The sequence below is a fragment of the Xanthobacter pollutisoli genome, from assembly GCF_040044995.1.
Classification (GTDB): Bacteria; Pseudomonadota; Alphaproteobacteria; order Rhizobiales; family Xanthobacteraceae; genus Xanthobacter.
Genome location: NZ_JBDZDP010000008.1, coordinates 137,514 through 163,826 on the forward strand (window position 1 = coordinate 137,514; position 26,313 = coordinate 163,826).

The 26,313-nt window shown below is 69.2% G+C and carries 24 protein-coding genes; 8 read left to right on the forward strand and 16 right to left on the reverse strand.

The genetic code is table 11. The annotated features are described in order from the left end of the window. Nucleotides 1-22 precede the first annotated feature (22 nt). Entirely contained in the window at nt 23-1,528 is a 1,506-nt protein-coding gene (locus ABLE93_RS16575) for a catalase (RefSeq protein ID WP_348840953.1), read from the reverse strand. 122 nt (nt 1,529-1,650) lie between these two features. Here ABLE93_RS16575 and ABLE93_RS16580 point away from each other — a divergent pair, with 122 nt between their 5' ends. The 3 genes from ABLE93_RS16580 (at nt 1,651) to purN (ending at nt 4,350) form a co-directional block, all read left to right on the forward strand. Further along, nucleotides 1,651-2,547 carry a hydrogen peroxide-inducible genes activator gene (locus ABLE93_RS16580; RefSeq protein ID WP_348840954.1) on the forward strand — a complete coding sequence of 299 codons (897 nt, stop codon included), beginning with the start codon at nt 1,651-1,653 and terminating at the stop codon, nt 2,545-2,547. Between the two features lie 64 nt (nt 2,548-2,611). Next, complete coding sequence (gene purM / locus ABLE93_RS16585; protein WP_348840955.1) at nt 2,612-3,685, forward strand: phosphoribosylformylglycinamidine cyclo-ligase; 1,074 nt, start codon at nt 2,612-2,614, stop codon at nt 3,683-3,685. Then, entirely contained in the window at nt 3,682-4,350 is a 669-nt protein-coding gene (gene purN / locus ABLE93_RS16590) for a phosphoribosylglycinamide formyltransferase (RefSeq protein WP_348840956.1), read from the forward strand. The genes purM and purN overlap by 4 nt, the downstream gene beginning before the upstream one ends. 40 nt (nt 4,351-4,390) lie before the next feature. Here purN and ABLE93_RS16595 read toward each other — a convergent pair whose 3' ends face one another. The 8 genes from ABLE93_RS16595 to ssuD all read right to left on the reverse strand — a co-directional run bounded on the left by ABLE93_RS16595 (nt 4,391) and on the right by ssuD (nt 12,924). Next, nucleotides 4,391-6,508, reverse strand: coding sequence for a molybdopterin oxidoreductase family protein (locus tag ABLE93_RS16595; RefSeq protein ID WP_348840957.1), 2,118 nt, complete (start codon nt 6,506-6,508; stop codon nt 4,391-4,393). A 64-nt stretch (nt 6,509-6,572) separates the two neighbouring features. Then, nucleotides 6,573-7,310 (reverse strand): TerC family protein, encoded by a 738-nt coding sequence (locus ABLE93_RS16600; protein ID WP_348840958.1) that lies wholly within the window; start codon nt 7,308-7,310, stop codon nt 6,573-6,575. A 172-nt stretch (nt 7,311-7,482) separates the two neighbouring features. Further along, nucleotides 7,483-8,187: a TerC family protein gene (locus tag ABLE93_RS16605; protein ID WP_348840959.1), complete on the reverse strand. Its 705-nt coding sequence runs from the start codon at nt 8,185-8,187 to the stop codon at nt 7,483-7,485. A 181-nt stretch (nt 8,188-8,368) separates the two neighbouring features. Then, on the reverse strand, nt 8,369-8,791 hold the full coding sequence (ndk, locus tag ABLE93_RS16610) for a nucleoside-diphosphate kinase (protein WP_348840960.1): 423 nt from the start codon (nt 8,789-8,791) through the stop codon (nt 8,369-8,371). A 198-nt stretch (nt 8,792-8,989) separates the two neighbouring features. Beyond that, nucleotides 8,990-9,838 carry an ABC transporter permease gene (locus ABLE93_RS16615; RefSeq protein ID WP_348840961.1) on the reverse strand — a complete coding sequence of 283 codons (849 nt, stop codon included), beginning with the start codon at nt 9,836-9,838 and terminating at the stop codon, nt 8,990-8,992. Further along, nucleotides 9,831-10,655: an ABC transporter ATP-binding protein gene (locus tag ABLE93_RS16620; protein ID WP_348840962.1), complete on the reverse strand. Its 825-nt coding sequence runs from the start codon at nt 10,653-10,655 to the stop codon at nt 9,831-9,833. Before ABLE93_RS16620 ends, ABLE93_RS16615 begins: the two co-directional genes overlap by 8 nt. Nucleotides 10,656-10,666: 11 nt before the next feature. Continuing rightward, nucleotides 10,667-11,728, reverse strand: coding sequence for an ABC transporter substrate-binding protein (locus tag ABLE93_RS16625; protein WP_348840963.1), 1,062 nt, complete (start codon nt 11,726-11,728; stop codon nt 10,667-10,669). A 23-nt stretch (nt 11,729-11,751) separates the two neighbouring features. Then, a complete protein-coding gene (ssuD, locus tag ABLE93_RS16630; protein ID WP_348840964.1) occupies nt 11,752-12,924 on the reverse strand; it encodes an FMNH2-dependent alkanesulfonate monooxygenase in 1,173 nt (390 codons plus the stop codon). Between the two features lie 251 nt (nt 12,925-13,175). On the opposite strand from ssuD, the gene ABLE93_RS16635 reads away from it, so the two are divergent. Then, nucleotides 13,176-13,349 carry a hypothetical protein gene (locus ABLE93_RS16635; RefSeq protein WP_348840965.1) on the forward strand — a complete coding sequence of 58 codons (174 nt, stop codon included), beginning with the start codon at nt 13,176-13,178 and terminating at the stop codon, nt 13,347-13,349. Between the two features lie 49 nt (nt 13,350-13,398). Here ABLE93_RS16635 and ABLE93_RS16640 read toward each other — a convergent pair whose 3' ends face one another. From ABLE93_RS16640 to ABLE93_RS16670, 7 genes are all read right to left on the reverse strand, one after another. Further along, nucleotides 13,399-15,312, reverse strand: coding sequence for an ABC transporter ATP-binding protein/permease (locus ABLE93_RS16640; protein WP_348841030.1), 1,914 nt, complete (start codon nt 15,310-15,312; stop codon nt 13,399-13,401). Nucleotides 15,313-15,571: 259 nt separating this feature from the next. Further along, nucleotides 15,572-16,444 carry an HpcH/HpaI aldolase/citrate lyase family protein gene (locus tag ABLE93_RS16645; protein ID WP_348840966.1) on the reverse strand — a complete coding sequence of 291 codons (873 nt, stop codon included), beginning with the start codon at nt 16,442-16,444 and terminating at the stop codon, nt 15,572-15,574. Beyond that, nucleotides 16,441-16,905, reverse strand: a complete 465-nt coding sequence (locus ABLE93_RS16650; RefSeq protein WP_348840967.1) for a MaoC family dehydratase — start codon at nt 16,903-16,905, stop codon at nt 16,441-16,443. Before ABLE93_RS16650 ends, ABLE93_RS16645 begins: the two co-directional genes overlap by 4 nt. 41 nt (nt 16,906-16,946) lie before the next feature. Then, complete coding sequence (locus ABLE93_RS16655; RefSeq protein WP_348840968.1) at nt 16,947-17,720, reverse strand: SDR family NAD(P)-dependent oxidoreductase; 774 nt, start codon at nt 17,718-17,720, stop codon at nt 16,947-16,949. Beyond that, nucleotides 17,720-19,714: an acetyl/propionyl/methylcrotonyl-CoA carboxylase subunit alpha gene (locus tag ABLE93_RS16660; RefSeq protein WP_348840969.1), complete on the reverse strand. Its 1,995-nt coding sequence runs from the start codon at nt 19,712-19,714 to the stop codon at nt 17,720-17,722. Before ABLE93_RS16660 ends, ABLE93_RS16655 begins: the two co-directional genes overlap by 1 nt. A gap of 5 nt (nt 19,715-19,719) precedes the next feature. Further along, entirely contained in the window at nt 19,720-21,318 is a 1,599-nt protein-coding gene (locus ABLE93_RS16665) for an acyl-CoA carboxylase subunit beta (protein ID WP_348840970.1), read from the reverse strand. A gap of 60 nt (nt 21,319-21,378) precedes the next feature. Then, nucleotides 21,379-22,584, reverse strand: coding sequence for an ABC transporter substrate-binding protein (locus ABLE93_RS16670; protein ID WP_348840971.1), 1,206 nt, complete (start codon nt 22,582-22,584; stop codon nt 21,379-21,381). A gap of 107 nt (nt 22,585-22,691) precedes the next feature. Between ABLE93_RS16670 and ABLE93_RS16675 the strand changes: the two genes are divergently transcribed. From ABLE93_RS16675 to ABLE93_RS16690, 4 genes are read left to right on the forward strand one after another with little or no spacing between them, the layout of a single operon-like run. Continuing rightward, a complete protein-coding gene (locus ABLE93_RS16675; protein WP_348840972.1) occupies nt 22,692-24,314 on the forward strand; it encodes an acyl-CoA synthetase in 1,623 nt (540 codons plus the stop codon). Next, entirely contained in the window at nt 24,311-25,123 is an 813-nt protein-coding gene (locus tag ABLE93_RS16680) for an enoyl-CoA hydratase/isomerase family protein (protein WP_348840973.1), read from the forward strand. Before ABLE93_RS16675 ends, ABLE93_RS16680 begins: the two co-directional genes overlap by 4 nt. Further along, nucleotides 25,123-25,623 carry a MaoC/PaaZ C-terminal domain-containing protein gene (locus ABLE93_RS16685; protein ID WP_348840974.1) on the forward strand — a complete coding sequence of 167 codons (501 nt, stop codon included), beginning with the start codon at nt 25,123-25,125 and terminating at the stop codon, nt 25,621-25,623. The genes ABLE93_RS16680 and ABLE93_RS16685 overlap by 1 nt, the downstream gene beginning before the upstream one ends. After that, nucleotides 25,620-26,294 (forward strand): TetR/AcrR family transcriptional regulator, encoded by a 675-nt coding sequence (locus ABLE93_RS16690; RefSeq protein WP_348840975.1) that lies wholly within the window; start codon nt 25,620-25,622, stop codon nt 26,292-26,294. The genes ABLE93_RS16685 and ABLE93_RS16690 overlap by 4 nt, the downstream gene beginning before the upstream one ends. The last annotated feature ends 19 nt before the right edge of the window (nt 26,295-26,313 follow it).

The following is a 26,313-nucleotide window of genomic DNA, read 5'->3' on the forward strand; positions in this document are numbered from 1 at the left end:
GCTTCCCCCGCTCACGAAAGGCTCACTCGGCGGCGACGGGGCCGGCCGGGTTCTTCTGCTGCTGGGCGGTCTCGGCGGCCTTGGCGCGGGTGACATGCTCGAGGGCGGCCTGCACGCCCGCCCCGTACTCCGGATGCACCTTGGTGAACAGGGCGATCTGCCGGTCGGCGATCTCCTGCGGGATGCCGTACATGCCGGCCGCGAGGTTGTCGTAGAGCCGCTGCCGTTGGCCGGCGTCGAACAGCTCGAACAGCGCGCGGGGCTGGGAGTAGTCGTCATTGCCGATGCGGTGATTGTAGCGCTCCGCATCGCCTTTGATCTTGAGCGGCGGCTCGGCGAACTTGGCGTCCTCGGTGGCGCCGTTGAAGGAGTTGGGCTCGTAATAGGCGTCGGTGCTCCCCGTCAGCTGCGGGAAGAAGCGCATGGCGCCGTCCTTGTGATAGTGGTGCACCGGGCACTTGGCGGCATTCACCGGCAGGTGCTCATAGTGGGTGCCGAGCCGGTAGCGGTGCGCGTCCGCATAGGAGAAAATCCGCGCCTGGAGCATCTTGTCCGGCGAGAAGGAGATGCCGGGCACGATGTTGGACGGCGAGAAGGCCGCCTGCTCGATCTCCGCGAAGTAGTTTTCCGGGTTCCGGTTCAGCTCCATGATGCCGATGTCGATGGGCGGATACTCACCGTGCGGCCACACCTTGGTGAGGTCGAACGGATTGTAGGAGGTCTTCTCCGCCTCCATCTCCGGCATGATCTGAACCTGCACCTTCCACTTGGGGAACTCGCCGCGCTCGATGGAGGTGAACAGATCCTCCTGGGTGGATTCGCGGGTGCGGCCCACCACCTCGGTGGCCTCGTCATTGGTCCAGTGCTTGTGGCCCTGCAGGGTCTTGAAGTGGAACTTCACCCAGAAACGCTCGCCGGCCGCATTGATGAAGGAATAGGTGTGCGAGCCGTAGCCGTTCATGTTGCGCACGCCCACGGGCAGGCCGCGGTCGGAGAACAGGATGGTCACCTGGTGCAGGCTCTCCGGCGAGAGGGACCAGAAGTCCCACATGGCGGTCGGCGAACGCAGGTTGGTCTTGGGGTGACGCTTCTGGGTGTGGATGAAATCCGGGAATTTGTAGGGGTCGCGGACAAAGAAGACGGGCGTGTTGTTGCCCACGAGGTCCCAATTGCCCTCGGGGGTGTAGAACTTCAGCGCGAAGCCACGCACGTCGCGCTCCGCATCCGCCGCACCGAGCTCGCCGGCGACGGTGGAGAAGCGCGCCAGCATGGGGGTCTGGGCGCCGGGCTGGAGCGCCTTTGCCTTGGTGTATTTGGAGATGTCGCCGGTAATGGTGAGCGTGCCGAAGGCACCCCAGCCCTTGGCGTGGACGACGCGCTCGGGGATGCGCTCGCGGTTCTGGTGGGCGAGCTTCTCGATGAGCTGATAGTCCTGCAGCAAGGCGGGGCCGCGCTCGCCGGCGGTCAGCGTGTTCTGGTTGTCTGCTATGGGATTGCCGGCGGTGGTGGTCAGAGTGGGTCGCGTCATGGCTGGCTCCCTGATGGCCGCGCGGGGCAACCGGCGGCGGTAAACGTGGCCGCAGCATGGGAGCATCCTCGAATAAGTACAAATCAGATTGCATGGCGTTCATGATAAGATAACCTTATCGTATGCTCTCCACCCGTCAGCTTCGCTATTTCGACGCTTTGGCCCGGCACCGCCATTTCGGCCGGGCGGCGGAGGAATGCGCCGTCACCCAGCCGGCGCTCTCCATGCAGGTGCGCGAGATGGAGGAGATGCTCGGCGTCCGCCTGGTGGAGCGCGGCCGCAGCGGCGTGCGCCTCACGCCGGTGGGAGAGGAGGCGGCGGCGCGGGCGCGCGGCGTCCTCACCGCCCTCGCCGACATGGAGCGCACCATCCGCGATCACGGCCGGCTGCTGGAAGGGCGCATGCGCCTCGGCGTCATTCCCTCCGTGGCGCCCTATCTTCTGCCCCGCCTGCTGCCGGAGATGGAGCGCCGCTTCCCCGGCATCGAGATCGCGCTCCGGGAAAGCCAGACCGAACAGCTGGTGGCGGACCTCGCCCATGGCGACCTCGACATCGTGATCCTGAGCCTTCCCGTCGAACACCCGGCGCTGGAGACCCGCGCCCTGTTCGACGACCCCTTCCTGCTGGCGGTGCCGGAAGGTTCGGCCGATTTTTCGGGGCCCCTGGCCCAGCCGGAGGCCATCCTCGCCGCCGACCTCCTCCTCCTGGAGGACGGCCATTGCCTGCGCGACCAGGCGCTCAACGTGTGCCGCAATGCCGATGCGCGCCGCCTGCGCCGCTTCGGCGCCTCAAGCCTCTCCACGCTGGCGCAGCTGGTGGCCAACGGGCAGGGCGTGACCCTGCTGCCGGAGATGTTCGTCACCTCGGAGGGCGGGACCATCCCGCGGGTGCGGCTTCTGCGCTTTGCCGATCCGGTGCCGTCGCGCACCATCGGGCTCGCCTGGCGCCGCACGCTGCCCTTCGCCGAGGACGTGGAGGCGGTGGCCGCCATGGCCACGGCGTGCCGTCCCGGGGCGTGAAACGGCCGTGCGCCTTGCTTTGCCCCGCATTCAAAGCTAAGCCCCGCGCAACGACGAGGACCTTATGGCTCAGGACGGACTTTCCTATCGCGACGCGGGCGTGGACATCGACGCGGGCAACCGCCTGGTCGATCTCATCAAGCCGCTGGTGAAGGCGACGGCGCGCCCCGGCGCGGATGCCGACATCGGCGGCTTCGGCGGCGTGTTCGACCTGAAGGCCGCAGGCTTTACCGATCCGCTCCTCATCGCCACCACCGACGGCGTGGGCACCAAGCTGAAGATCGCCATCGAGACCGGGGTGCACGACACCATCGGCATCGACCTCGTCGCCATGTGCGTCAACGATCTGGTGGTGCAGGGCGCCGAGCCGCTGCTGTTCCTCGATTATTTCGCCACCGGCCGTCTCGCTCCCGACGTGGGCGCCCATATCGTCGCCGGCATCGCCCGGGCCTGCAAGGCGGCGGGCTGCGCGCTGGTGGGCGGCGAGACCGCCGAGATGCCGGGCATGTACCGCGATGGCGACTACGATCTCGCAGGCTTCTCCCTCGGCGCGGTGGAGCGCGGCGATCTGCTGCCCAAGAAGGACGTGGCGGCGGGCGACGTCATCATCGGCCTTGCCTCCGACGGGGTGCATTCCAATGGCTATTCGCTGGTGCGCCGCATCGTCGAGCGCTCCGGCCTCGGCTGGGGCGACGACGCCCCGTTCCATCCCGGCACCACGCTGGGGGCGGCGCTGCTCGCGCCGACGCGTCTCTACGTGAAGAGCGTGCTGTCCGTCATCCGCTCGACCGGCGCGGTGAAGGCGCTCGCCCACGTCACCGGCGGCGGCATCACCGAGAACCTGCCGCGCGTGCTGCCGGCGGGCACCATTGCCCGCATCGACCTCACCAACCTGATGGTGCCCCCGGTCTTCCGCTGGCTGGCCGCCATCGGCGGGGTGGCGCAGGAGGAGATGCTGCGGGCCTTCAACTGCGGCATCGGCATGGCCGTGGTGGTGTCGGCCGAGCGCGAGGAAGAGGTGGCCGACGCCTTCGCCGACGCCGGCGAGAGCGCGGTGCGCCTCGGGGTGATCGAGCCCGGCGCTGGCGCCGCCCATGTGGTCTACGAAGGCGCGACCGACTTCGGGTTCAAGTCATGAGCGGCGCCGAGGCCCCGGCGCCGAAGCGTACGGCCGTCCTCATCTCGGGCCGTGGCTCCAACATGGCGGCGCTGGTTGAGGCGGCCGAGGCCGCGGATTTCCCGGCCGAGATCGCCCTGGTGCTCTCCAACCGCGCCGATGCGGCGGGGCTCGACTTCGCCCGCGACCACCGTATTCCCACCCTCGTCCTGTCCCACAAGGACTATGCCGACCGGCTCGCCTTCGACGCGGCGCTGGACGCGCACCTGAAGGCCGAGGGCATCGAGATCGTCTGTCTCGCCGGCTTCATGCGCCTGCTCACCCCCTGGCTGGTGGAGCGCTGGCGCAACCGGATGATCAACGTGCACCCCTCGCTCCTGCCGAGCTTCAAGGGCCTGCACACCCACGAGCGAGCGCTGGAGACCGGGGTGCGCTTCCACGGCTGTACCGTACATTTCGTGCGGGCGGAGATGGACGAGGGGCCCATCATCCTCCAGGCCGTGGTGCCCATCGAGGCCGACGACACGCCCGACGTCCTCGCAGCCCGGGTGCTGGAGCAGGAGCACGTCATCTATCCGAAGGGGCTGGAACTCCTCGCCTCCGGGCGACTGAAGGTGGCCGACGAGCGGGTGGAGATCGCCGGCGCCAAGGGCGGCCTGCTGCCGCTGGTGGCGCCCGCGGTGTGAGAGGCCTGGGCCGGAGGCTGGGTCCCTCCAGCAAATCCCGTCAGACGATCTTCTCCACCCGCACCCGGTTGTCGTGAAACGCGGCGCCACCTACCGGCGCGACAGGGTCGGCACCGGTCAGCGTATTGATGCCGCGCCCGCCGCGATGTGCGCGGGTGGGCTGGATCTGCTCTGACACCACCACGCCGCGCCGTAGCCCGTCGAACAGCCGTGCCCTGAGCTCCACGCGTCCGCGCGGGTTCTCCACCGCCACGGCATCGCCCTCGCAGATCCCGAGGCCTGCGGCGTCCTCGGGATGGATCAGCAGGGAGGGCGCACCTTCGCGCTCCTGCGAGGTGGCGGTCTCGGTGAAGGAGGAATTGAGGAAGTTGCGGGCCGGCGCCGTCACCAGGCGGAAGGGGTGCTCGGACGTCGCCTCCTCGATCACCGCCCAATGGTCCGGCAGGGCGGGCATGTCCGCCACCGGGCCGAACTTGTCCGGCGCGGGGTAGGCGAGGTTTGCCCAGTCCACGGCGAAGTGGAAGCGCTTGTCGCGATGGGCGAAGCCGTCGAGGAAATGGGCTTCGCGGAACGGCGCGGCCACGTCGAGGAAATGGGCCTGCTCCAATTCGTCCAGCGGCGCGCGGCCGCTCTCGCGCAGGGTCCAGTCGATAAGCTCGCGCGGCGACATGGCGAAGCCGGGATGGTCGGCGCCGACGCGCGCCGCCAGGGCGCAGATGACGTCATGGTTCGAGCGGCACTCGCCCGGCGGCTCCACCAGCTTCGCGCCCAGCTGGATGTGGGAATGCCCGCCGGCCTGATAGAGGTCGTCGTGCTCGGTGAACATGGTGGCGGGCAGGACGATATCGGCCATCTTCGCCGTGTCGGTCATGAACTGCTCGTGGACGGCGACAAACAGGTCCTCCCGCGCGAAGCCCCGCTTCACCTTCTCCTGCTCCGGCGCGATGGCCACCGGATTGGTGTTCTGGATGAACAGGGCCGCCACCTTCGGCCCGCCGGCGAGAGCGTCTGCCTCGCCCATCAGGATGGGGCCGATGCGCGACTGGTCGAGGGCGCGCACGGTTGGATCGAGCCGGTCGAGGCCCTCGATCATCTTCTTGCGCCAGCCGTAGGTGCCGGACATGGAATGCAGCGCCCCGCCGCCCTCGTGCTGCCAGCTGCCCGCCACCACCGGGATGGAGGCGACTGCATGCATGTTCACCGCGCCGTTGCGGCTGCGGGAGAAGCCGTAGCCGATGCGGAAATAGGCGCGGGGCGTCTCGCCCACGAGCCGGGCATAGGCCTCGATCTCCTCCACCGGGAGGCCGCAGATGGCGGCGGCCCAGGCCGGCGTGCGGCTCTTCAGATGGACTTCCAGCGTCTCGGCATCGCGGGCGTAGGCGGCAAGATAGGCGCGGTCGGCGTGGCCGTCGCGGAACAGCACGTGCATCACCGCGCAGGCCAGCGCCCCGTCGGTGCCGGGACGGATGAGCAGGGGGATGTCCGCCTGCTCCATGGTCGGCGTGCGATAGACGTCCACCACCGCGATCTTCGCGCCGCGGGTCTTCCGCGCATGGATGGCGTGGGTCATCACGTTGACCTGGGTGGACACCGCATTGGTGCCCCACAGGGTGACGAGATCCGACACCCGCATCTCGCGCGGGTCCGCCCCGGCGATGCGCCCGGCGCCGGCGACGTAGCCACTCCAGGCGGGATTGACGCAGATGGTGGAGAAGAAGCGGGAATAGCCCTTGGCGTGGGTCAGCCGGTTGATGCCGTCGCGCATCACCAGACCCATGGTGCCGGCGTAGAAATAGGGCCAGACCGATTGCGCCCCGTGCGCCCGCTCCGCCGCAAGGAGCCCCTCGGCGACGCGGTCCAGCGCCTCGTCCCAGGAGATGCGGGCGAACTGGCCGGAGCCCTTGGGGCCGGTGCGCAGGAGCGGGTGGGTCAGGCGGTCCGGGTGGTTGGCCCGCTCGGCATAGCGCGCGACCTTGGCGCAGATGACGCCGGCGGTATAGCTCTGCTCCTTCACCCCGTGCACCCGGCCGATGCGGCCGTCGGGCATCACGTCCACCTTCAGCGCACAGGTGGACGGGCAATCATGGGGGCAGACGGAGGCGCCGGACTTGACCGCTCGGGCGGCGGCGGGCGCGGCATTCGGGGCATGCACGTTCATGAAGCCAGAATAAAGGGGGCGACGGCTGGCGTCGCCCCCTTTCGTCATCTCAGGGCGCAGAGACTCAGGCGCCGTGGCCCGCCTCGGCCGTCCGGGCGCGGTTGCGCAGGATGTAGCCTGCGGTCAGCACCACGGTGGCGCCCACGACGCTCGCGAGATAGTGCGGCAGCGCCGCCGGGTGCATGCCGTGCTCGTCCACCTTCACCAGGGACGGGTCCAGGTGCTGGAGGTAGTTCAGCGCCATCACGTCGCCCACCAGCATCTCACCCGCGATCCAGCCGAGCAGCGCCGCGCCGGCCCAGATGAGGATGGGGAAGCGGGTGAGCAGGCTGAGCAGCAGCTGCGAGCCGAAGATGATGAGCGGGATGGTGAGCAGCAGGCCGAAGACGAACAGCTCCCAATGGCCGCGCGCCGCCGCGGCGATGGCCACCACATTGTCGAGGCTCATCACGGCATCGGCGATGGCGATGGTGCGCACCGCCTTCCACAGGCTGTCGGAGGCCTCCACCTCATGGGCTTCGCCGTCATTGTCGGTGACGAGCTTGATGGCGATCCAGAACAGTAGCAGGCCGCCCACCACCTTCAGGAAGGGGATGCCGAGGAGATAGGAGACGGCGAGGGCGAACAGGATGCGCAGGCCCACCGCCGCGCCGGCGCCGAGCAGGATGCCCCACTTGCGCTGGTTCGGCGGCAGCGAGCGGCAGGCGAGGGCGATCACGACCGCGTTGTCGCCGGACAGGAGCAGGTCGATCCATATGATCTGAAGCAGGGCGACCCAGAAGGTCGGGGCGGTAAGGTCCATCGAGCACTCCGTGCTGTGCAGAGCGAATGCCTTGCGCAGCAGGCAAGGCTATGAGATTACTTCCGTTGGGTAACGCCAGACCCGGAATTATACTTACGTTACGTCAACTTAGGGGTAAGAAAAAGGGGCCGCCCGGCCCCTTTGCTGCGCGGTTGCCCGCGCGGGTATGCGGTTAGGCAGCCGCGTCGTCGTGGGCGTGGGACCGCCGCTTGTACCACCGCAGAGCCAGAGCGAGCCCTACCACGAGGGCTGCGCCGGCGGCGGACACGATGCGGTGCAGATGGTGCGTCGTCTCCTCGCCCAGCCGCTCGATGACGGCCACGTCGCCCAGCAGCATCTCGCCAGCCACCCAGCCGAGCAGCGCCGCGCCGGCCCACACCAGAAGCGGGAAGCGGTCGATCAGCGCCATCACCAGCGACGAGCCGGCGACGATGAGCGGGATGGAGATGGCGAGGCCGAACGCCAGCAGGAACCAGTTGCCGTCGGCGATGGCGGCCACGGCCACCACATTGTCGAGGCTCATGACGATATCGGCGACGGCGACCGTGCCCACCGCCTTCCACACGCTGTCGCTGGCCTGGATGTTCTCCTCTCCGCCCTCATTGGGGCTGGCGAGATCCACGGCGATCCACATGAGCGCGAGGGAGCCGACGAGCTTGAGCCACGGCAGCGCGAGCAAGGTGGCGACGATGCCGGTGAACAGGATGCGGAGCACCACCGCCACGCCCGCGCCGAGCACGATGCCCGTGCGCCGGGCCTTTTCCGGCAAGGAGCGGCAAGCGAGGGCAATGACCACCGCGTTGTCCCCCGAGAGGAGGACGTTGATCCATATGATCTGAAGGAGTGCCAGCCATAGCACTGGTGAATCGAGCGACATGTTTCCTACCCCGGGCCTAGAAGGAGATCAGCGTCACCGGGCTGGTATTCTGCGTCTGGTGCGCTGTATTTTGGATTTTGAGGCCACGCTAACCCGCGGGAAGGTTGCTCTCAAGAAAAACTGGACACCGCAGCGCACAAATTCGTTCGCGCGCCGCGGTATCCTCATGCACGCAGCGAGCTCAGCCGACGATCTCGTTGCCGGCAAAAAACTGCGCAATCTCCGCCTTGGCATTGTCCACGCTGTCCGAGCCGTGGGCGGAATTGGCCTCGATGGACTCGGCGAACAGCTTGCGAATGGTGCCGTCCGCGGCGTTGGCCGGATTGGTGGCGCCCATCACATCGCGGTACTTTGCCACCGCGTTCTCGCCTTCGAGCACCTGGACCACCACCGGGCCGGAGGTCATGAAGGTCACGAGGTCGCCGAAGAAGGGACGCTCCTTGTGCACGGCGTAGAAGGTTTCGGCCTGCTCGCGCGTCATGCGGATGCGCTTCTGGGCCACGATGGCGAGCCCCGCGGTCTCGATGACGGCATTGATGGCGCCGGTGAGGTTGCGACGCGTCGCGTCGGGCTTGATGATCGAGAAGGTGCGCTCGATCGCCATGGGGGACCGTCCTGTCTGTTCTGGAAAGAGGAATGCCGCGGCATGCCCGCGGATGGCGCGGCTCTTAGCAGGGGGCGTGCCGGGGGGCAAGGGAAGGCGCCGCCGTGTCGTGCCGGCTGAGCGCCGGGACGCGTACGGCCGGGGCCGCTGCGAGAAGGTCCGGGCCGTGCGTCGCCGATGTACGTGCCGGGCGAGAGATCAGCGCTGCATGCCCCAGCGCAGGACCGTGCGCTGCTCCACCAGGCGGAACAGGATCTCCACGAGGAGTCCGATGACGATCACCGTCACCAGGCCGGCGAACACGCGGTCGGTGAGCAGTTCGTTGCGGTTGCGGTAGACGAACCAGCCGAGCCCGCCGGCGCGGGAGGACACGCCGAACACCAGCTCGGCGGCGATTAGGGTGCGCCAGGCGAAGGCCCAGGCGATCTTCAGGCCCGACAGCAGCGAGGGCAGCGCCGCCGGGATCAGGATCAGCGCCACATAGGCCGGCCCCTTGAGGCCGTAGTTGCGGCCCACGAGGCGCTGCGTCTCCGGCACCTGCTCGAATCCGGTGAGGGCCGCGAGGGCGAAGGGCCAGAGCACCGCATGCACCATCACCAGCAGCAGGCTCGCCTCGCCGAGGCCCAGCCACAGCATGGCGAGGGGCAGCAGGGCGATGGCGGGCAGCGGATTGAACATGGCCGTGAGGGTGAGCAGGACCTCCTTCAGGAAGGGCACCGCGATGGCGAGCGAGACGAAGACGAGCGCCAGCGCCACCGCCAGCACGTAGCCCTTCGCCAGCACGGTGACGGAGGCGATGGAGGCCGGCAACAGGTCCTCGTGCGCCAGCGCCTCCACCAGAGCCGAGATGGTGTCGGTGAAAGTGGGGAAGAGCAGCGGGTTGTTCTGCCAGACCGCCGCCACCTGCCACGCGACCGCGAGCCCGGCGAGCACCACCGCCCGGCGCACCAGCGCGACCCGCCAGAGCGCCGCCAGTCCCGCGGAAAGCCGCAGGCCCGCGCCTGCCCGCCCGGCGAGGCTGCCGTCGGACATGAGGGACTCAGACATGCCGCGCTCCATCGGCGAACAGCAGATCGTGCACGTCGCGCACCACCGCCTCGAAGGCGGGCGTGCCGCGCTGGGCGAGGCCGAGGCCCGCGGTATCGAAGCTTGCCAGCGTCCGCCCTGGATGGGCGGCGAGCAGATGCAGGCGGGTGCCCACCAGCACGGCCTCGTCGATGGCGTGGGTGACGAAGACCAGCGTGAAGCCCTGCGCCTCGGCCAGGGCCAGCAGATCCTCCTGCAGGGTTCTGCGGGTCAGGGCGTCGAGGGCGGCGAAGGGCTCGTCCATCAGCAGCACGTCGGGCTCGGCTGCCAGCGCACGGGCGATGGCGGCGCGCTGCTTCATGCCGCCGGAAAGGGTGTGGGGATAGGCGTCCAGCGCGCGGGCGAGACCCACCTTCACCAGGGCCGCCTGCGCCCGCTCGCGCGCCTCGGCGCGGCCGATGCCGCCGGCGACGCGCAGCGGGAAGGCGACGTTGTCGGTCACGCTCTTCCACGGCAGCAACTGGTCGAACTCCTGGAAGACCACGATGCGGTCCGGGCCCGGGCCGGTGACCGCCTTGCCGCGCCGGCTCACTGTGCCGGCCGCCGGCCTCAGGAAGCCGGCGAGTGCCTTGAGGATGGAGGACTTGCCGCAGCCGGAGGGACCGAGCAGCACCAGCCGCTCGCGCTCCGCCAGAGTGAAACTCACGTCCTCCACCGCGCGGACGCGGCCGGCGCCGTGGCCATAGTCCAGCGTGAGCCCGCGGGCTTCCAGCACGGGCAGTGCGGCGAGGGGCGCGACCGGCGCGACCGGGGGCAGGATCGGGGAAAGTACGGTCACGCGGGCCCCCTTCAGCTGCCGGAGGCGGCGTGCAGGTCTTCGAAGGTGAAGTCCCGGAAGCTCGCCGGCTTGGCCTTGATGGCGCCGATGCGGTTCATGAAGTCCGCGAACTTCAGGGTGCCGAGGGGCACCAGCGTGTACTGCACCTCGGGATCGGACAGCACCTCGGCGACGAAGGCGGGATCGAGCTTCGACTGCTCAACCTTCACATAGATCTGCGCGGCCTCCTGCTTGTGCGCTTCCACCCAGCGGGTGGCTTCGGCGAAGGCATCGAGGAAGGCCTTGTAGGTCTTCGGATTGTCCTGCCGGAACTTCACCGTCGCATAGGCCACCGTCGGGGTCACCGGGCCGCCGAAGATGTCGTAGGAGGAGAACACCTTGTGCACCTTCGGGTCCTTCAGCGCCTGGTTCTGGAATGGCGCGTTGGACAGGTGCGCGGTGATCTCGGTGCCACCGCCGATAAGGGCGGCGGTGGCGTCGGGATGGGGCAGCGTCACCATCAGGCCGTCGAGCTTCTTCGCCTGCCCGGGGCCGAATGCCTGCTCGGCCGCGAGCTGGAGAATGCGCGCCTGCACCGAGACGCCGGCCACCGGCATGGCGATGCGATCGCGGGCAGTGAGGTCCTTGATGGTCTTGACGTCAGGATTGTTGCTGAGCAGGAAGTTCGGCTGCGCGCCGAAAGCGCCCACCACCTTCACTTCCTGCGCCGTGCCTCGGGTCTTGTCCCACAGGGTGAGGAAGGGCCCGATGCCGGCGGAAGCGATGTCGATGTTGCCCGCCAGCAGCGCATCGTTGACCGCCGAGCCGCCGGAGAGGCGCGACCAATCCACCGTGATGTCGATGCCGAGCGCCTTTCCGTGCTGTTCGATGAGCCCCTTCTCCTTCATCACGTGGAAGGGCGTGTAGAGGGTGCCGAACTGCTGGGCGATGCGTAGCACGCCCTCGGCGCGGGCGGGCAGCGCCGCGACGGCGGAGCCGAGCGCGAGGCTGAGGACGGCGAGGCGCGCCAGAACGCGGTGGGAGAGGGCACGGCGGGAGAGGCCGCGGCGCGCGGCAGGACGAGGGGTCGACATGGGACAGATCCTCCGGGCGGGGCTCAGGAGACGGCAGCGATGCGCCGCTCGGCGCTGTGCGAGCCCACGGCGAACTCGTTGACGATGTCGGTGGAGACGCGGCGGCGGCGCCCGTCGATGCCGAGCTCGGGGAACAGCAGCTCGGCCACGCGATAGGCCTCCTCCAGGTGCGGATAGCCCGAGCCGATGAAGGTCTCGATGCCGATGTCCTGATATTCGCGAATGCGCGCCGCGACGCTCGTTGGATCGCCCACCAGCGCTGTGCCGGCGCCGCGCCGCACCAGGCCGATGCCCGCCCACAGATTGGGCGCGATCTCCAGTCTGTTGCGGTCGCCCGGCAGCAGCGCCGCCATGCGCGCCTGCCCGACGGAATCCATCTCCACCTTGAAGCGCTTCTGGGCGGCCTCGATCTGGTCGTCGGAGATGCGCGAGATGAGTCGGTCGGCCGCCGCCCACGCCTCGGCCTCGGTCTCGCGGACGATGAAGTGGATGCGCAGGCCGAACTTCAGCCTGCGGCCGCGCTTCGCCGCGCGTGCCTGCACGTCGGCGAGCTTGTCCTTCAGGATGTGCGGCGGCTCACCCCAGGACAGATAGGTGGTGACATGCTCGGCGGCGACATCGTGGCCGGCGTCGGAAGAGCCGCCGAACCACAGGGGCGGATGGGGATACTGCACCATCGGGAAGTCCAGCCGGCCGTGGTCGACGCGGTAGTACTGGCCGGAGAAATCGACGCTCTTTCCCGTCACCAGGGCGCGCCAGATGGTGAGGAATTCGGCCGCCTGCCGATAGCGCGCATCATGCTCGAGGAAGACGCCGTCGGCGGCGAGCTCGGCGGGATGGCCGCCCACCACCACATTCAGCAGAAGACGTCCGTCGCTGAGCCGGTCGAGCGCCGCCGCCTGGCGGGCGGCGAAGGCGGGCGAGGTGACGCCGGGGCGCAAGGCGACGAGAAACCTCAGGCGTTCGGTGGCGGTGGCAAGGCCCGCCGCGGTGATCCAGCTGTCCTCGCAACTCTGGCCCGTGGGGAGCAGCACCCCCTTGAAGCCGAGCCGGTCCACCGCCTGCGCCACCTCGCGAAAGTAGGCGAATTCCGGCGGCCGCTGGCGCGTCTCGGAGCCGAGATAGGCGCCGTCGCCATGGGTGGGGATGAACCAGAAAAAGTCCGGCGCAGCCGGCTCCAGGGACGCTTTGCTCATCACGCTCTCCGTCAGGTGTCCCAAGCATGACGGCCGCCTCATTCTAATGTCAATCGAATTTATAGATTTAATTCAATCGTCGTGGAGGCCCCAAGTGCGAAGCCTTTCGAGCTGCTGAGCGCGGACACACAGCGCGCCCTGGCGCGGAAGGGCTGCTTGAGCCGACGCGATGGGCCCCTTCTCCCAAGGCGTGCAACTCCCCCCGTTCCCCTGTCGTTGTCCTTGATGGAAACGCAAGGAAGGAGGATGCCATGACGGATCACACGCAGCGGTGCGACGAGGCACCGAAAGGCCCGCGCAAGGGTGAAGGCTCGGAGACCGGATCGCGCAATGCGGTGGGCGGACAGGCCCCGCCTCTCGACGGTGAACTGCCGCCGCAGGAGACGCCCAGCGAAAAGCGTGACCCTGCGAAGAAGCCCGACTGACCATGCGCAGGGGGTGCGACCGGCGCGCCCCCTGGCCGAGCCTAAACCCTCAAGCGCTCTCGCGCTTCGCGCCGTCCCTTGGCGCAGACCTGCGCTTCAGCAGCTGGCCGAGCAGCCTCGGCTTGCCCCGGCGGGGGATCAGTTCGATGTCTGTCACCAGTTTCGCCCCGCCCTTGCGCCGTTCCAGCACGATCTTGCGGCTGTGGAAGGCCTCAAGCTCCGTGCGGTGCGCGACGCTGATGATGGTGGCCTCGGGCAGAGCGGTGGTGACCAGCTCCATCATGTTGTCCTGACCCGTGTCGTCGAGAGCGGATGTCGCCTCGTCCAGCACGATGATATCCGGCTTGTGCAGCAGCAGCCGGGCGAAGGCCAAGCGCTGCTTCTCGCCGCCGGAGAGGGTCTGGTCCCACGGCGCGTCTTCCTCGATCTTGCCCTTCAGGTGATCGAGGCCAACCTTGTGCAAGGCCTCGCAGATCTCATCCGCCGTCCAGTCGTCCGCGGCCCCCGGATAGGCCGTCGCCCGCCGCAGCGTACCCGAGGGGACATAGGGACGCTGCGGCAGCATGAAGAGCCGCGCATCGGGATGGAAATTCACGCTGCCGCCGCCCCAGGGCCACAGGCCGGCGACGGCCCGCACAAGGGTGCTCTTCCCGCTTCCCGAGGCGCCCGCCACCAGCAGCCGCTCGCCGGGCTCGATGACCACTTCGGTCTGGTCCACCACGGCGGTGCCGTCGTCGAGATTCACCGAGAGATCCTTCAGGGTGAGCATGGCGTGGCCGTCGGTTTCGCCGCGCCGGATGCGGCCGATTCCCGCCCCGCTCTCCGCCCGCTCCAGCCCGTCGAGGGACATCATGAGCGAGGCGATGCGGCGGGCGCAGGCGTTCCAGTCGGCAAGGCGGGGATAATTGTCCACCAGCCAGCCGAACGCCGTCTGCACGATGGTGAAGGCGGACGCGGCCTGCATCACTTCGCCCAGGGACATCTGGCCTTCGAGATATTTCGGCGCGCACAGGAGCAGCGGCACCACCGGCGCGATCAGGCTCGAACCCTGCGACACCAAAGTCGTGCGCATGTATTGGCCGGCAAGACGCGCCCAGTGGCGCAGGACGTGGGAGAAGGTGGCGTTGATGCCCTCGCGCTCTTCCTGCTCGCCGCCGAGCAAAGCGATGCTCTCGCCGTTCTCGCGCACGCGGGTGAGGGTGTAGCGGTAATCCGCTTCCGCCTGGTTCTTCTCTTCCGATACTTCCACGAAACGGCGGCCGATGAGCACGATGGAGCCCGACGCGATCGCCGCGTAGATCACCGCCGCCACCACGAGAAAGCCGGGGATGGTGATGTCGGTGCCGCCGAGATGCACGGTCAGCGCGCCGCCGATGGTCCACAGCACCACGATGAAGGTCGCCGCCGACAGGAAGGCGGCAGTGACGCCTGCGAGGAAGTCCACCGGCGCCTCGGTCGCGACGCGCAAATCCTCGGCGATGCGGTATTCGGGGTTCTTGTGGTCGCCGGAGACGAGGTTCAACTGGTAGTAGCGCCCGGCGGTGAGCCAGCGCGACACCACCGCACTGGTAAGCCAGGCGCGCCAGCGCCGCTGCATGCCCATGCGGGCGTAGACCTGCGCCACACCGAGCCCCACGCTGCCGATGGCCAGGGGGAAGAACACCGCGGTGAGGTAGAAGACGGTGGAGGCGTCGCGCTTCTCGATGCCGTCGAAGATCGCCCGGTTCCACACGTTGATGGCGTACTGCACGCCGACGTTGGCGACGATGAGCAGCAACAGCCCGATGGTGAACACCCAGGCGAGCTTGTCGCCCTTCGCGCCCCAATAGCCGCGCGCGCTGATCCAGAAGCGCGTCAGCAGGTAGGATTTGCGCAGCCGCTCCACTTCCTCCGGGGAAAGCGAAGGGTCTGGCTCGATGGCGTCGGGGGGAGGCGGCTCGATCGGCTGGCCATCCTCCGACATCACGCTGTCGAGTTCGGACGGCACGGGCTCGGCACGGTCGGATTCGCGAGGCGCTGGGGTGGCACGCGGGGGGGCGTCTGCGGTGGTCGTCATCCGCCCATAACGGCGCGCAAATTGGGAATGTTCCTGAGACGGCCCAGCTTCGCGCCGTACCGGTATCGGGGGCATCTCCCGGCGCTTGGCGCGACGTTCGGGAAGGCGGTAAGACGCTGGGGCGCGCCGGATTATCGCACCCCCGCGCGCCGCGACAGCGGCGGTCTCAGTCGCCGTTCCGGCCGAGCAGGCGGCGCGCCGCGGCAATGTGGGGACGGTCGATCATGCGCCCGTTCAACTGGAAGGCGCTGCGCCCGCCGCCGGCTTCGGCGAGCTCCACCACCTGGCGGGCCCAGGTCAGGCTCTCGGGATCGGGCAGGAAGGCCTTTTGGATGGGGTCCACCTGCGCCGGATGGATGGCGAGCTTGCCGCGGAAGCCCAGTTGGGCGGCAAGCCGCGTTTGCGCAGCCAGCGCCGCCGCGTTGTGGATGTCGGTATCGACACAATCGATGGCGTCGATCCCGGCGGCGGTTGCGGCGAGCAGGCAGAAATCCTGAGCGCACCGCGCCAGTCGCGCCGCGGCCTCCGGCGCCTCGGGCCATTGGGGGCGGCCGATGTCGGCCGAAAGATCCTCCACCCCCCAGCAATAGCCTTTCAGGCGGGGATGGCCGCGACCCAGGTCCGCCCCCGCAAGCAGCGCGGCGGCGGTCTCGGTGACGATGCCGATAAGCCCGACCGCGCCGGCTTCAAGCCCGTCCCGCGCCTCCAGCGCATCGAGGGCATGGGCCACCGGCAGGAGGCGCTCCAGCGCCGACAGCTTGGGGATCATGAGACCGGCGAGGGCCTCAAGGGGGAGCCGCGCCACTTCCCTGAGCGCGCGCGCCGGCTCGGTGGCATTGACGCGCACCCAGTAGCGGCCGCGCGCCCCCTCGCCCGCGGCGTGCAGGAAGGCGCAGGTTGCATCCAGCGCCGCGTCCTTGGCCTCGGGGGCGACCGAATCCTCGAGGTCGAGGATGACGGCGTCGGCGGGTCCCGCCGCCGCCTTCTCCATCTTGGCGGGCGCGTTGCCGGGAACGAAGAGGTAGGCGCGCGGGCTCATGCGGTCCGGCTCTGCGGGTGGCGATGCATGAGGGCGTGGCGCCGGCAGGTGGCGACCTCCATGCCATCCTGGTTGAAGGCCGCGTGGCGGAACTCGACGATCCCGGCGGCAGGCCGCGATGCGCTGTCGCGCACCGAGAGGACGGTGGTCTCCACGCGAATCGTATCGCCCTGGAACAGGGGCTTGGGGAAAACCACGTCGGTCATGCCGAGATTGGCGACGGTAGTGCCCAGCGTGGTGTCCGCCACCGAGATGCCGATCATCACGCCGAGCGTGAACAGGCTGTTCACCAGCGGCTGGCCGAATTCGGTGCGCGCGGCGAAATGGCGGTCGATGTGCAGCGGCTGCGGATTCATGGTCAGGCAGCTGAAGCTCACGTTGTCGTATTCGGTCACCGTTCGGGTGATGGCGTGGGCGAACACCTGACCCACCGAGAATTCCTCGAAGTAAAGACCTGCCACGATCGTCCTCCCGGTGCTGTTTTAAAGAGAAGCCGGCCGGGTCAGCCGGCCGAGATGCCGCCGTTCACGCTCACCACCTGTCCCGTGATGTGCGCCGCTTCGGGGCCGGCGAGGAAGCAGACCAGCGCCGCCACGTCGTCGGGTCCCGGCAGGCCGAGATGGGCCATGGCCACCGCCTTCTCGAACAGGCGCGCGCTGAAGCCGTCGGCCGTCACCCGGGCGTGGGTGAGGGTGTCCAGCACCAGAGAGGGCGTCACCACGTTCACCCTTATGCCGTCGCGCTTCGCCTCCATGGCGAGGGTGCGCGAGAACATGGCGATGCCGGCCATGGCGCCGCCGATGATGGCCTCGCCCGGCGTCGGCACCTTCGCCGCGTCCGAGGCGACGTTGACGATGGCGCTGCCCGGACCCAGGTGCGGCAGCGCCGCCCGGCAGCAGAAGGCCGTGGACAAAAGCCAGTGGCGGACGATGGCGTCGAGGGTCTCAAGGCTCGCGTCCTTGAACAGCTGGGGCACGAAATCGCCCCCCGCCGCATTCACCAGCACGCCGATCCGCCCGCCGAGGAGGCTGGCCGCGCGCTCCACCAGATGCGCGGCACCCGCGGCCTGCGAGACATCGGCGGCGACCATGTAGACCTCGGCGCCGGGCGTGGCCGCGCGCACCCGCGCAACGGCGTCGGCGCCACGCTCGACGTTGCGGCCGTTGAGCACGACCCGGTGGCCCATGGCGGCAAACCGCAGGGCGGTGGCGAGGCCGATGCCCGAGGTGCCGCCGGTGATGAGGGCTGTCGAGGCTTCCGCCGGGCGCGCGGCCATCAGGTCGGCTCCGGCTCGATGACAAGGAGCAGCTGGCCGTTCTGCACCGTTTCGCCCGGCCGGCAGCCCACCTCGGACACCGTGCCGGCCACATCGGCGGCGAGCGACATGAACAGCTTCATGGATTCCAGCACCAGCACCTCGGAGCCGGCGGCGACCTTGTCGCCCACCGCGACCTTCACCTCGCTCACCACGCCCGGCATGGGCGAGCGCAACGCCCCCGTCCCGCCGCCCGCGCCGGCGCCGCCCGAGGCCGCCTCGGCGGCCGACAGCACGTCGATCTGGTGGGTTCGGCCGCGCACCAGGAGGTACACGCGAGGACCCGCGCGATGGGCGATGGCGTGGAACACCTCGCCGTCGGCCTCCACCTCCAGCTCGTCGCCGTCGCGGCGGATGGCGAGGGTCATCTCGCCCTCGGCGTCGCGCACCCGCGCCCGGCCATCCGCCAGATGGACGAGGGAGACCTCGGCCATTTCGCCGCCGGGCGCGCCGACGCGGAAATGTGCCTCGGCGGCGACCCCGGCCGGCGCCAGCAGGCGGAAGCCGGCGAGGCGCCCCCACGCATCCGCCGCGGCGGGCGCCGCGCCGTCCAGGGACACCAGAAGGGCGGCGATGGCGCTGGCGAGGCGCACGTCGCCGGCTGCGGGCTGCCAGCCCTCGGGGAAGGCTTCGTCGATGAAGCGCGTGGTGGCCCGTCCCTCCGCGAAGATGGGATGGTCGAGGCAGTCGGCGACGAATTCGAGCGTCGTTGCCGGGCCCATCAGCGCGAAGCGGCGCAACGCACTCGACAGGCGCGTGCGCGCGGCGTCGCGGTCGCGTCCGGAGGCGATCACCTTCGCCACCATGGAATCGTAGAATTGCGTCACCGCGCTGCCGGCGGCGACGCCGCTGTCCACCCGCACGCCGGCCGGCTCACGATAGGCGAGGATGGGGCCGATGTCCGGCCTGAAGCCCTGATCGACCCGCTCGGTGGTGACGCGCGCCTCGATGGCGTGGCCGGTGGCGGTGATCGCCTCCTGCGCAAGCGGCAAAGGCTCGCCGGCGGCGATGCGCAGCTGCCATTCCACCAGGTCGAGGCCGGTGATGAACTCGGTGACGGGATGCTCCACCTGCAGGCGGGTGTTCATCTCCAGGAACCAGGGCTCGTCCTGGCCGTCCTCCAGGATGAACTCCACCGTGCCGAGATTGTCGTAGCCGATGGCCCGGGCGAGGGCGACGCCGCGCGTCAGCAGCTTCTCCCGCACCGCCGGATCGAGGCTCGGCGCCGGCGCCTCCTCCACCAGCTTCTGGTTGTTGCGCTGGATGGAGCAGTCGCGCTCGAACAGGTGGACCACGGCGCCGTGCCGGTCGCCCGCCACCTGCACCTCCAGATGCCGCGGGCGCTGCACCAGCTTCTCGATGAGCAGAGAGGGATCGCCGAACGCGGCCTCCGCCTCGCGGCGGGCGAGCTGGATGGCGACGGGAAGCTCCGCCTCGGAGGTGACGCGGCGCATGCCCTTGCCGCCGCCGCCGGCGGAGGCCTTCACCATCACCGGCAGGCCGATCTTCAGCGCCTCGGCGGCGAGGCGGGCGTCGGACTGGTCGTCGCCCATGTAGCCGGGCACGCTCGGCACGCCGGCCTGCGCGGCGAGGCGCTTGGAGCCGATCTTCGGACCCATGGCGGCGATGGCCTGCGCCGACGGACCGACGAAGGCGATGCCGGCCGCGGCGCAGGCGGCGGCGAGCTCGGGCTTTTCCGACAGGAAGCCGTAGCCGGGATGGATCGCCTCCGCCCCCGTGCGGCGGGCGGCGGCCATGATGGCGCCGAGATCGAGATAGCTGTCGCGGGCGGCCGGCGGTCCGATGCGCACGGCCTCGTCGGCGGCGCGCACATGGCAGGCGTCGCGGTCCGCATCGGAATAGACCGCGATGGTGCGGATGCCGAGCCGGCGGCAGGTCCGCATGATGCGGACGGCGATCTCGCCGCGGTTGGCGATCAGTACGCTCTCAAACATGAGGGTCACATCCGGTAGACGGGGCTTTGCGCCGGCAGCGCGGTCTCGCGCGCGGCGAGGGCGAGGCACAGGCCGATGACGTCGCGGGTCTGCTGCGGCTCGATGATGCCGTCGTCCCACAAACGCGCGGTCGCGTAATAGGGCGTGCTCTGCTCGTCGAACTGGGCTCGCGTCGCCTGGTCGAGGGCGGCGAGCTCGGCCTCGCCGGCGCCGCCGCGGGTGAGGCTGCCGCGCCTGAGCTCGGTGACCACCGTAGCCGCCACGTCGGGGCTCATGGTGGCGATGCGGGCGTTGGGCCAGGAGAACAGGAAGCGCGGCTGGAAGCCCCGGCCGCACATGCCGTAATTGCCGGCGCCGTAGGAGCCGCCGATGATGACGGTGTAGCGCGGCACCCGGGCGTTGCAGACCGCATAGACCAGCTTGGCGGAATGCTTGGCGATGCCGCCCCGCTCGGCGTCGGTGCCCACCATGAAGCCGGTGATGTTCTGGAGGAACAGGAGCGGGATGCGCCGCTGGTCGCACAGCTCGATGAAGTGCGCGCCCTTCAGCGCCGCCTCGGAGAACAGGACGCCGTTGTTGGCCAGGATGCCCACCGGCTCGCCGTGGATCCAGGCGAAGCCGCACACCAGCGTCGATCCGTAGGACGGCTTGAACTCCTGGAACTCGCTGTCGTCCACCATGCGGGCGATGATCTCGCGCACGTCGAACGGGCGCTTGAGGTCGACGCCGACGATGCCGGGGATCTCCGCCGGATCAAGGCGCGGGGGAACCGCCGGCCGGCCGCGCGAGGCGGCCGGCGCCGGCCAGTTCAGCGCGGCGACGATGTCGCGGATCTTCGCCAACGCCTCCAGCTCGTTGTGGGCGAGATAGTCGCTGACGCCCGACACCTGGGTGTGCATGTCGGCGCCGCCGAGGGTTTCCCCGTCCACGATCTCGTTGATGGCGGCCTTCACGATGGGCGGGCCACCGAGATGGATGCGTCCGGTGCCGCGCACCATCACCACCTCGTCGGAGAGGGCGGGAATATAGGCGCCGCCGGCGGTGCAGCCGCCGAACACCGCGGAGATCTGCGGCAGGCCCGCCGCCGACATGCGGCACTGCTGATAGAAGGTGCCGCCGAAATGGTCCTTGTCGGGAAACACCCGATCCTGCTCAGGCAAGAAGGCGCCGCCGCAATCCACCAGGTAGATGCATGGCAGGTGGCTCTCGAACGCGATCTCCTGCGCCCGAAGGTGCTTTTTGACCGTCTCGTGGAAGAAGGAGCCGCCCTTCACGGTGGCGTCGTTGGCGATGATCATGCACGGCACGCCGGACACCATGCCGATGCCGGTGACGATGCCCGCCGCCGGCACCTCGCCCTTGTAGAGGCCCCAGGCGGCGAGGGGGGAGAGTTCGAGGAATGGCGCGAACGGGTCGAGCAGGCTGTCGATGCGCCGGCGCACCGGAATCTTGCCGCGCTCCTCATGGCGGTGGCGCAGCCGCTCGCCGCCGCCTTCCGCCACGAGCCGATGGCGCTCCCGCAGGGTCGCGAGGAGGTCCGCGTAGAGGATGGCATTCTCCTCGAACGCGGGACCCCGCTGCACCGAACTTTCAATCACCGGCATCTCGCCATGCTCCAGGATTGGGCGGCCGTACCGCGGCCAGCCGGATCGAACGCGCCCGCCTCACTTCACCAGCGGGCAGGGGCTCTCGCTCAGCGGGCGGGCGGCCTCCTCGGCGGGGATCTCGCGCACCAGCTTGTAATAGTCGTAGGGCTTCTTGGATTCGGCTGGGCTCTTCACCTCGAAGAGGTAGTAGGGCCGCAGCACACGACCGTCCTTGCGCACCTCGGCGGAGGGCAGGATGGGGTCGGACACCTTCAGCTCCTGCATCTTCGCGGCGACCTTTTCCGCATCGTCGGTCCCGGCCGCCTGGATGGCCTTCAGATAATGGGTGACGGCGCTGTAGACGCCGGCGTGCACCATGGTCGGCATCCGCCCGCCCATGCGCTCGCCGAAGCGCTTCGACCACGTCCTCGTGCCGTCGTTGAGGTCCCAGTAGAAGCTCTCGGTGAGGTTCAGCCCCTGGGAGACACCGAGCCCGAGGGAATGGATGTCGGAGAGGAAGATCAGCATGGCGGCGAGCTTCTGCCCGCCGCGGGTGATGCCGAATTCCGAGGCGCCCTTGATGGCGTTGATGGTGTCGTTGCCGGCATTGGCCAGCCCCACCACCTTCGCCTTGGAGGACTGGGCCTGGAGCAGGAAGGAAGAGAAGTCCGTGGTGCCCTGGGGATGGCGCACGCTACCCAGCACCTTGCCGCCGTTGTCGCCGATATAGCGCTTGGCGTCGGCCTCCATGGCGGTGCCGAAGGCGTAGTCCGCGGTGATGAAGAACCAGCTGTCGCCGCCCGACTTGGTCACCGCCGAGGCGGTGCCCTTGGCCAGCGCGATGCTGTCGAAGGTCCACTGGGTTCCGAAGGGCGAGCAGGCCTTGCCGGTGAGGTCCGAGGTGCCGGCGGCGGAGAACAGCACGATGCGCTTGCGCTGGCGCGCCACGTCCTGCACCGCGAGGGCGACCGAGGAGACCGGCACGTCGACGATGGCGTCCACATTCTCCACGTCGTACCAGCGGCTGGCCGTGGTGGAGCCCACGTCCGGCTTGTTCTGATGGTCGGCGAAGATGACCTCGATGGGCTTGCCCAGCACCTTGCCGCCGAAATCTTCCACCGCCATGCGTGCGGCGATGACTGACCCTTGTCCGGAAAGATCTGAGTAGATTCCGGACTGGTCATTCAGCACGCCGAGCTTGACGACATCACCCGAAATCTGGGCATGCGCGGCGGCAGGGACGCAAAGCGACGCGACTAAGGCGATCCAGGGCCATTTGGACATGGTTTTTTCCTCCCGAGGTGAATTGCGCGGTCCTTGTCGGCTTGCCGCCGCTCTGCGAACGCGCTATGCCTAACAAGCGTTAGGCAGACGATCAAGGGAAAAAACAAATGACGCTGGTTGGGCGCAGCTACGGGGAGGTCTGCGCGAATTTCCGCTGGGAGATTCCACCCTCCTTCAACATCGCCGAGGCGATCTGCGATCGTCACGTGGGCGCGGGCAAGGTCGCCTTGATGTTCGAGACGGTGAGCGGCACCGCGCAGATGACGTTCGAGCAGCTGCAGGAGCGCTCCTGCCGGCTGGCCAATGCCCTCACCGCCCTCGGCATGCAGCGCGGCGACCGCTTGGGCATCCTGCTGCCGCAGTGCCCGGAGACGGTCGTCGCTCATCTCGCGGCCTACCGGATCGGCGCCGTGGCGCTGCCGCTCTTCACCCTCTTCGGCCCCGAGGCGATCGAATATCGCCTCAACGACAGCGGGGCGAAGGTGGTGGTCTCCAATGCCGCCGGCATCGAGAAGCTCCTCGGCATCGCCGACAGGCTCACCGCCGAGCCGCGCCTCGTCTCCATCGACGCGCCCGCCGGCGCAGGCGTCGCGGCGTGGGACGATCTTCTCGCCAAGGGCGCGCCGCACCACGCGCGCGTCGCGACAGCGGCGGAGGATCCGGCGATCATCGTCTACACCTCCGGCACCACCGGCAATCCCAAGGGCGTGCTCTATGCCCACCGGACCCTGCTCGGCCATCTGCCGGGGGTGGAACTGCCGCACGATTTCTTTCCCCAGCCGGGCGACCGCATGTGGACGCCGGCAGACTGGGCCTGGGCTGGCGGGCTGATGGACGTACTGCTGCCGTCCCTGTTCCACGGCGTGCCGGTGCTGGCCAAAAGGCTGCCGAAGTTCGACCCGGAGGAGGCCTTCGCCCTGATCGGCCGGCATGGCATCCGCAATGCCTTCATGCCGCCCACGGCGCTCAAGATGATGCGGCAGGTGCCGCGCCCCACCGAGCGCTTCACCTATTCCATGCGCTCCATCGCCAGCGGCGGCGAGCGCCTGGGCGAGGAGATGCTGGAGTGGGGCCGCCAGACCTTCGGCTTCACCATGAACGAATTCTACGGGCAGACCGAGGCGAACCTCACGGTCGCCAACTGCGCCTCCATCATGACGTTGAAGGAAGGCTCCATGGGCCGGCCTGTGCCCGGCCACGTGCTGGAGGTGGTGGACGATGAGGGCCATCCGGTTCCGCCCGGCGAGACCGGCACCATCGCGGTGAAGGCGCCGGACCCGGTGTTCTTCCTGCGCTACTGGAACCGGCCCGAGGCGACGCAGGACAAGTTCCTCAACGGCTGGCTGCTCACCGGCGACACCGGACACAGGGACGAGGAAGGCTACTTCTGGTTCCACGCCCGCAACGACGACGTCATCATCTCGGGCGGCTACCGCATCGGTCCCACCGAGATCGAGGACTGCCTGATGAAGCATCCCGCGGTCGCCATGGTCGCGGTCATCGGCATCCCGGACAAGGTGCGCGGCGAGGTGGTGAAGGCCTTCATCGTGCCGCGCGAGGACGTGGCGGTGGACGCGGCGCTGGAAGAGGACGTGAAGGCCTACGTCAAGTCGCGCCTGTCCGGCCACGAATACCCGCGGCAGATCGAGTTCCGCCGCAGCCTGCCCATGACCATCACCGGCAAGATCCGGCGCAAGGACCTGCGCGACGGCACGGAGGCGGCGCAATGAGCTACTCCACCCTCGAGCTCAGCCATCCCCGCCCGGGCATCGCGCTCGTGCGCCTCACGCGCGAGAGCGAGATGAACACGTTGAGCCTGCCGCTCATCGCGGAGCTGGACCGCGCCATGGATGCGGCCCTCGACGCGAAGAGCCGCGTGCTCGTCATCACCGGAAGCGGCCGCGCCTTCTGCTGCGGCGCGCATCTGAAGTATTTCGCGGGGCCGGACGCCATCTTCCGCGAGCGCTTCGATACGCGCGACCGCTATTTCGACCGCATCGCGCGGTTGTTTGACCGCATCGAGGCCATCGGCATCCCGGTGATCGCCGGCATCAACGGCTATGCCATGGGCGGCGGCTTCGAGCTGGCGCTGGCGTGCGATTTCCGCATCTTCGCCGACACCGCCCGCGTCGGCCTGCCCGAGGCGAAGCTCGGCGCGACGCCCGGCGCCGGCGGGGTGCAGAAGCTGGCGCGCTTCATCGGCCGCGGCAAGGCGCTGGAATGGATCCTGCTTGCCCGCCACGTGGAGGCGGCGGAAGCGGCCGCGAGCGGCCTCGCCTACCGCGTGGTGCCGGCCGACCGGATCGAGGCGGAGAGCTTCGCTTTGGCCGAGGCGCTGATGCAGCTGAGCCCGCTGGCGCTCGGCCAGTGCAAGGCCTCGGTCCACCTCGCGGGCGACGTGGATCTGCGCAGCGCCCGGCGGTTCGGGATCGAGGCGCTGTCGGCGCTGGTGGACAGCGCGGACTGGCGCGAGGGGATGGCGGCCTTCGTAGAGAAGCGCAAGCCGGCGTTCGCGCCGCAGCCAGGGGAGCAGGCGTGATGGGTCGCGTTTTCGGCGAGTTTGAGGTGGGGCAACGTTTCGTCACCCCCGGCCGCACCATCACCGAGGCCGACATCGTCGGCTTCGCCTGCCTGACCGGCGACTTCAACCCGGTGCATTGCGACGAGGAGTTTGCCCGCCAGACGCCGTTCGGCGGGCGCATCGCGCACGGGCCCATGGGCATCGGCATGGCCTTCGGCCTCGCCTCCCGCCTCGACCTCATCGACGGGACAGTGGTGGCGCTCCTCGGCGTCGCCTGGGACTTCAAGGCGCCGGTGCGGCCTGGCGACACGGTGCGGGCGGAGATCACGGTGAGCGAGGCCCGCGACGTGCGCGATCCCGAGCTCGGGCTCGTGGGCCTCGCCTTCAACATGCTTGATCAGAACGGCACACTGGTGCAATCGGGGTCCGCGCGGCTCCTGATGCGGCGCAGCCGGCCGGCGCACGCCACGTGGGGCGCGCTCGCCGCCGGGGACAAGGACGTGAAGAGCAGCGGATGAGTGAGACCACCGGAGCCGACGGGCGGCGCAGGCGCAAGACGTCCCCACCCAAGGTGGACGCGCCCGCGGCGCCGGCCGGCATTCCGGCCACCGGGGCGGCGAAGCAGATCCTCGACGCCACCGCCCGGCTGCTGCGCGAGAAGGGCTACGAGGCCACCACGGTCCGCGCCATCGCCCAGGCCGTCGGCATCAAGGGCGGCAGCATCTACCATCACTATCCGTCGAAGGACGCCATCGTTCAGCAGGTGGTCAACGAGGGCGTGCGGGTGGTGCACGAGGCGGTGGAGGCGGAGCTCGCCGCCTTGCCCGCCGATGCCGGGCCCGTGGTCCGCCTGGAGGCGGCGATCCGCGGGCACCTGCTCTCCTCGCTCCAGCATTCCGACTACACCTCGGCCAGCATCCGCGCCTTCACCTTCCTGCCTAAGAACGTGCGCGAGGGCTGCCGCAAGGCGCGCCGCGACTACGAGGCCATCTGGAGCGAGATCGTCGCCGAGGCCGCCCGCGCCGGCCTGCTGCCGGACGACGCCTCGGAGGACGCCGTGCGGCTGCTGCTGCTGGGCGCGGTGAACTGGGCCGGCGAGTGGTACCGGCCCGGCGGCCGACTCCCCATAGACAAGATCGCCTCCGACTTCACCCGCAGCGTGCTGCGCCCCAAAGTGAGCCGCAAGTGAGCTGCAAGTGAGCCGGAAG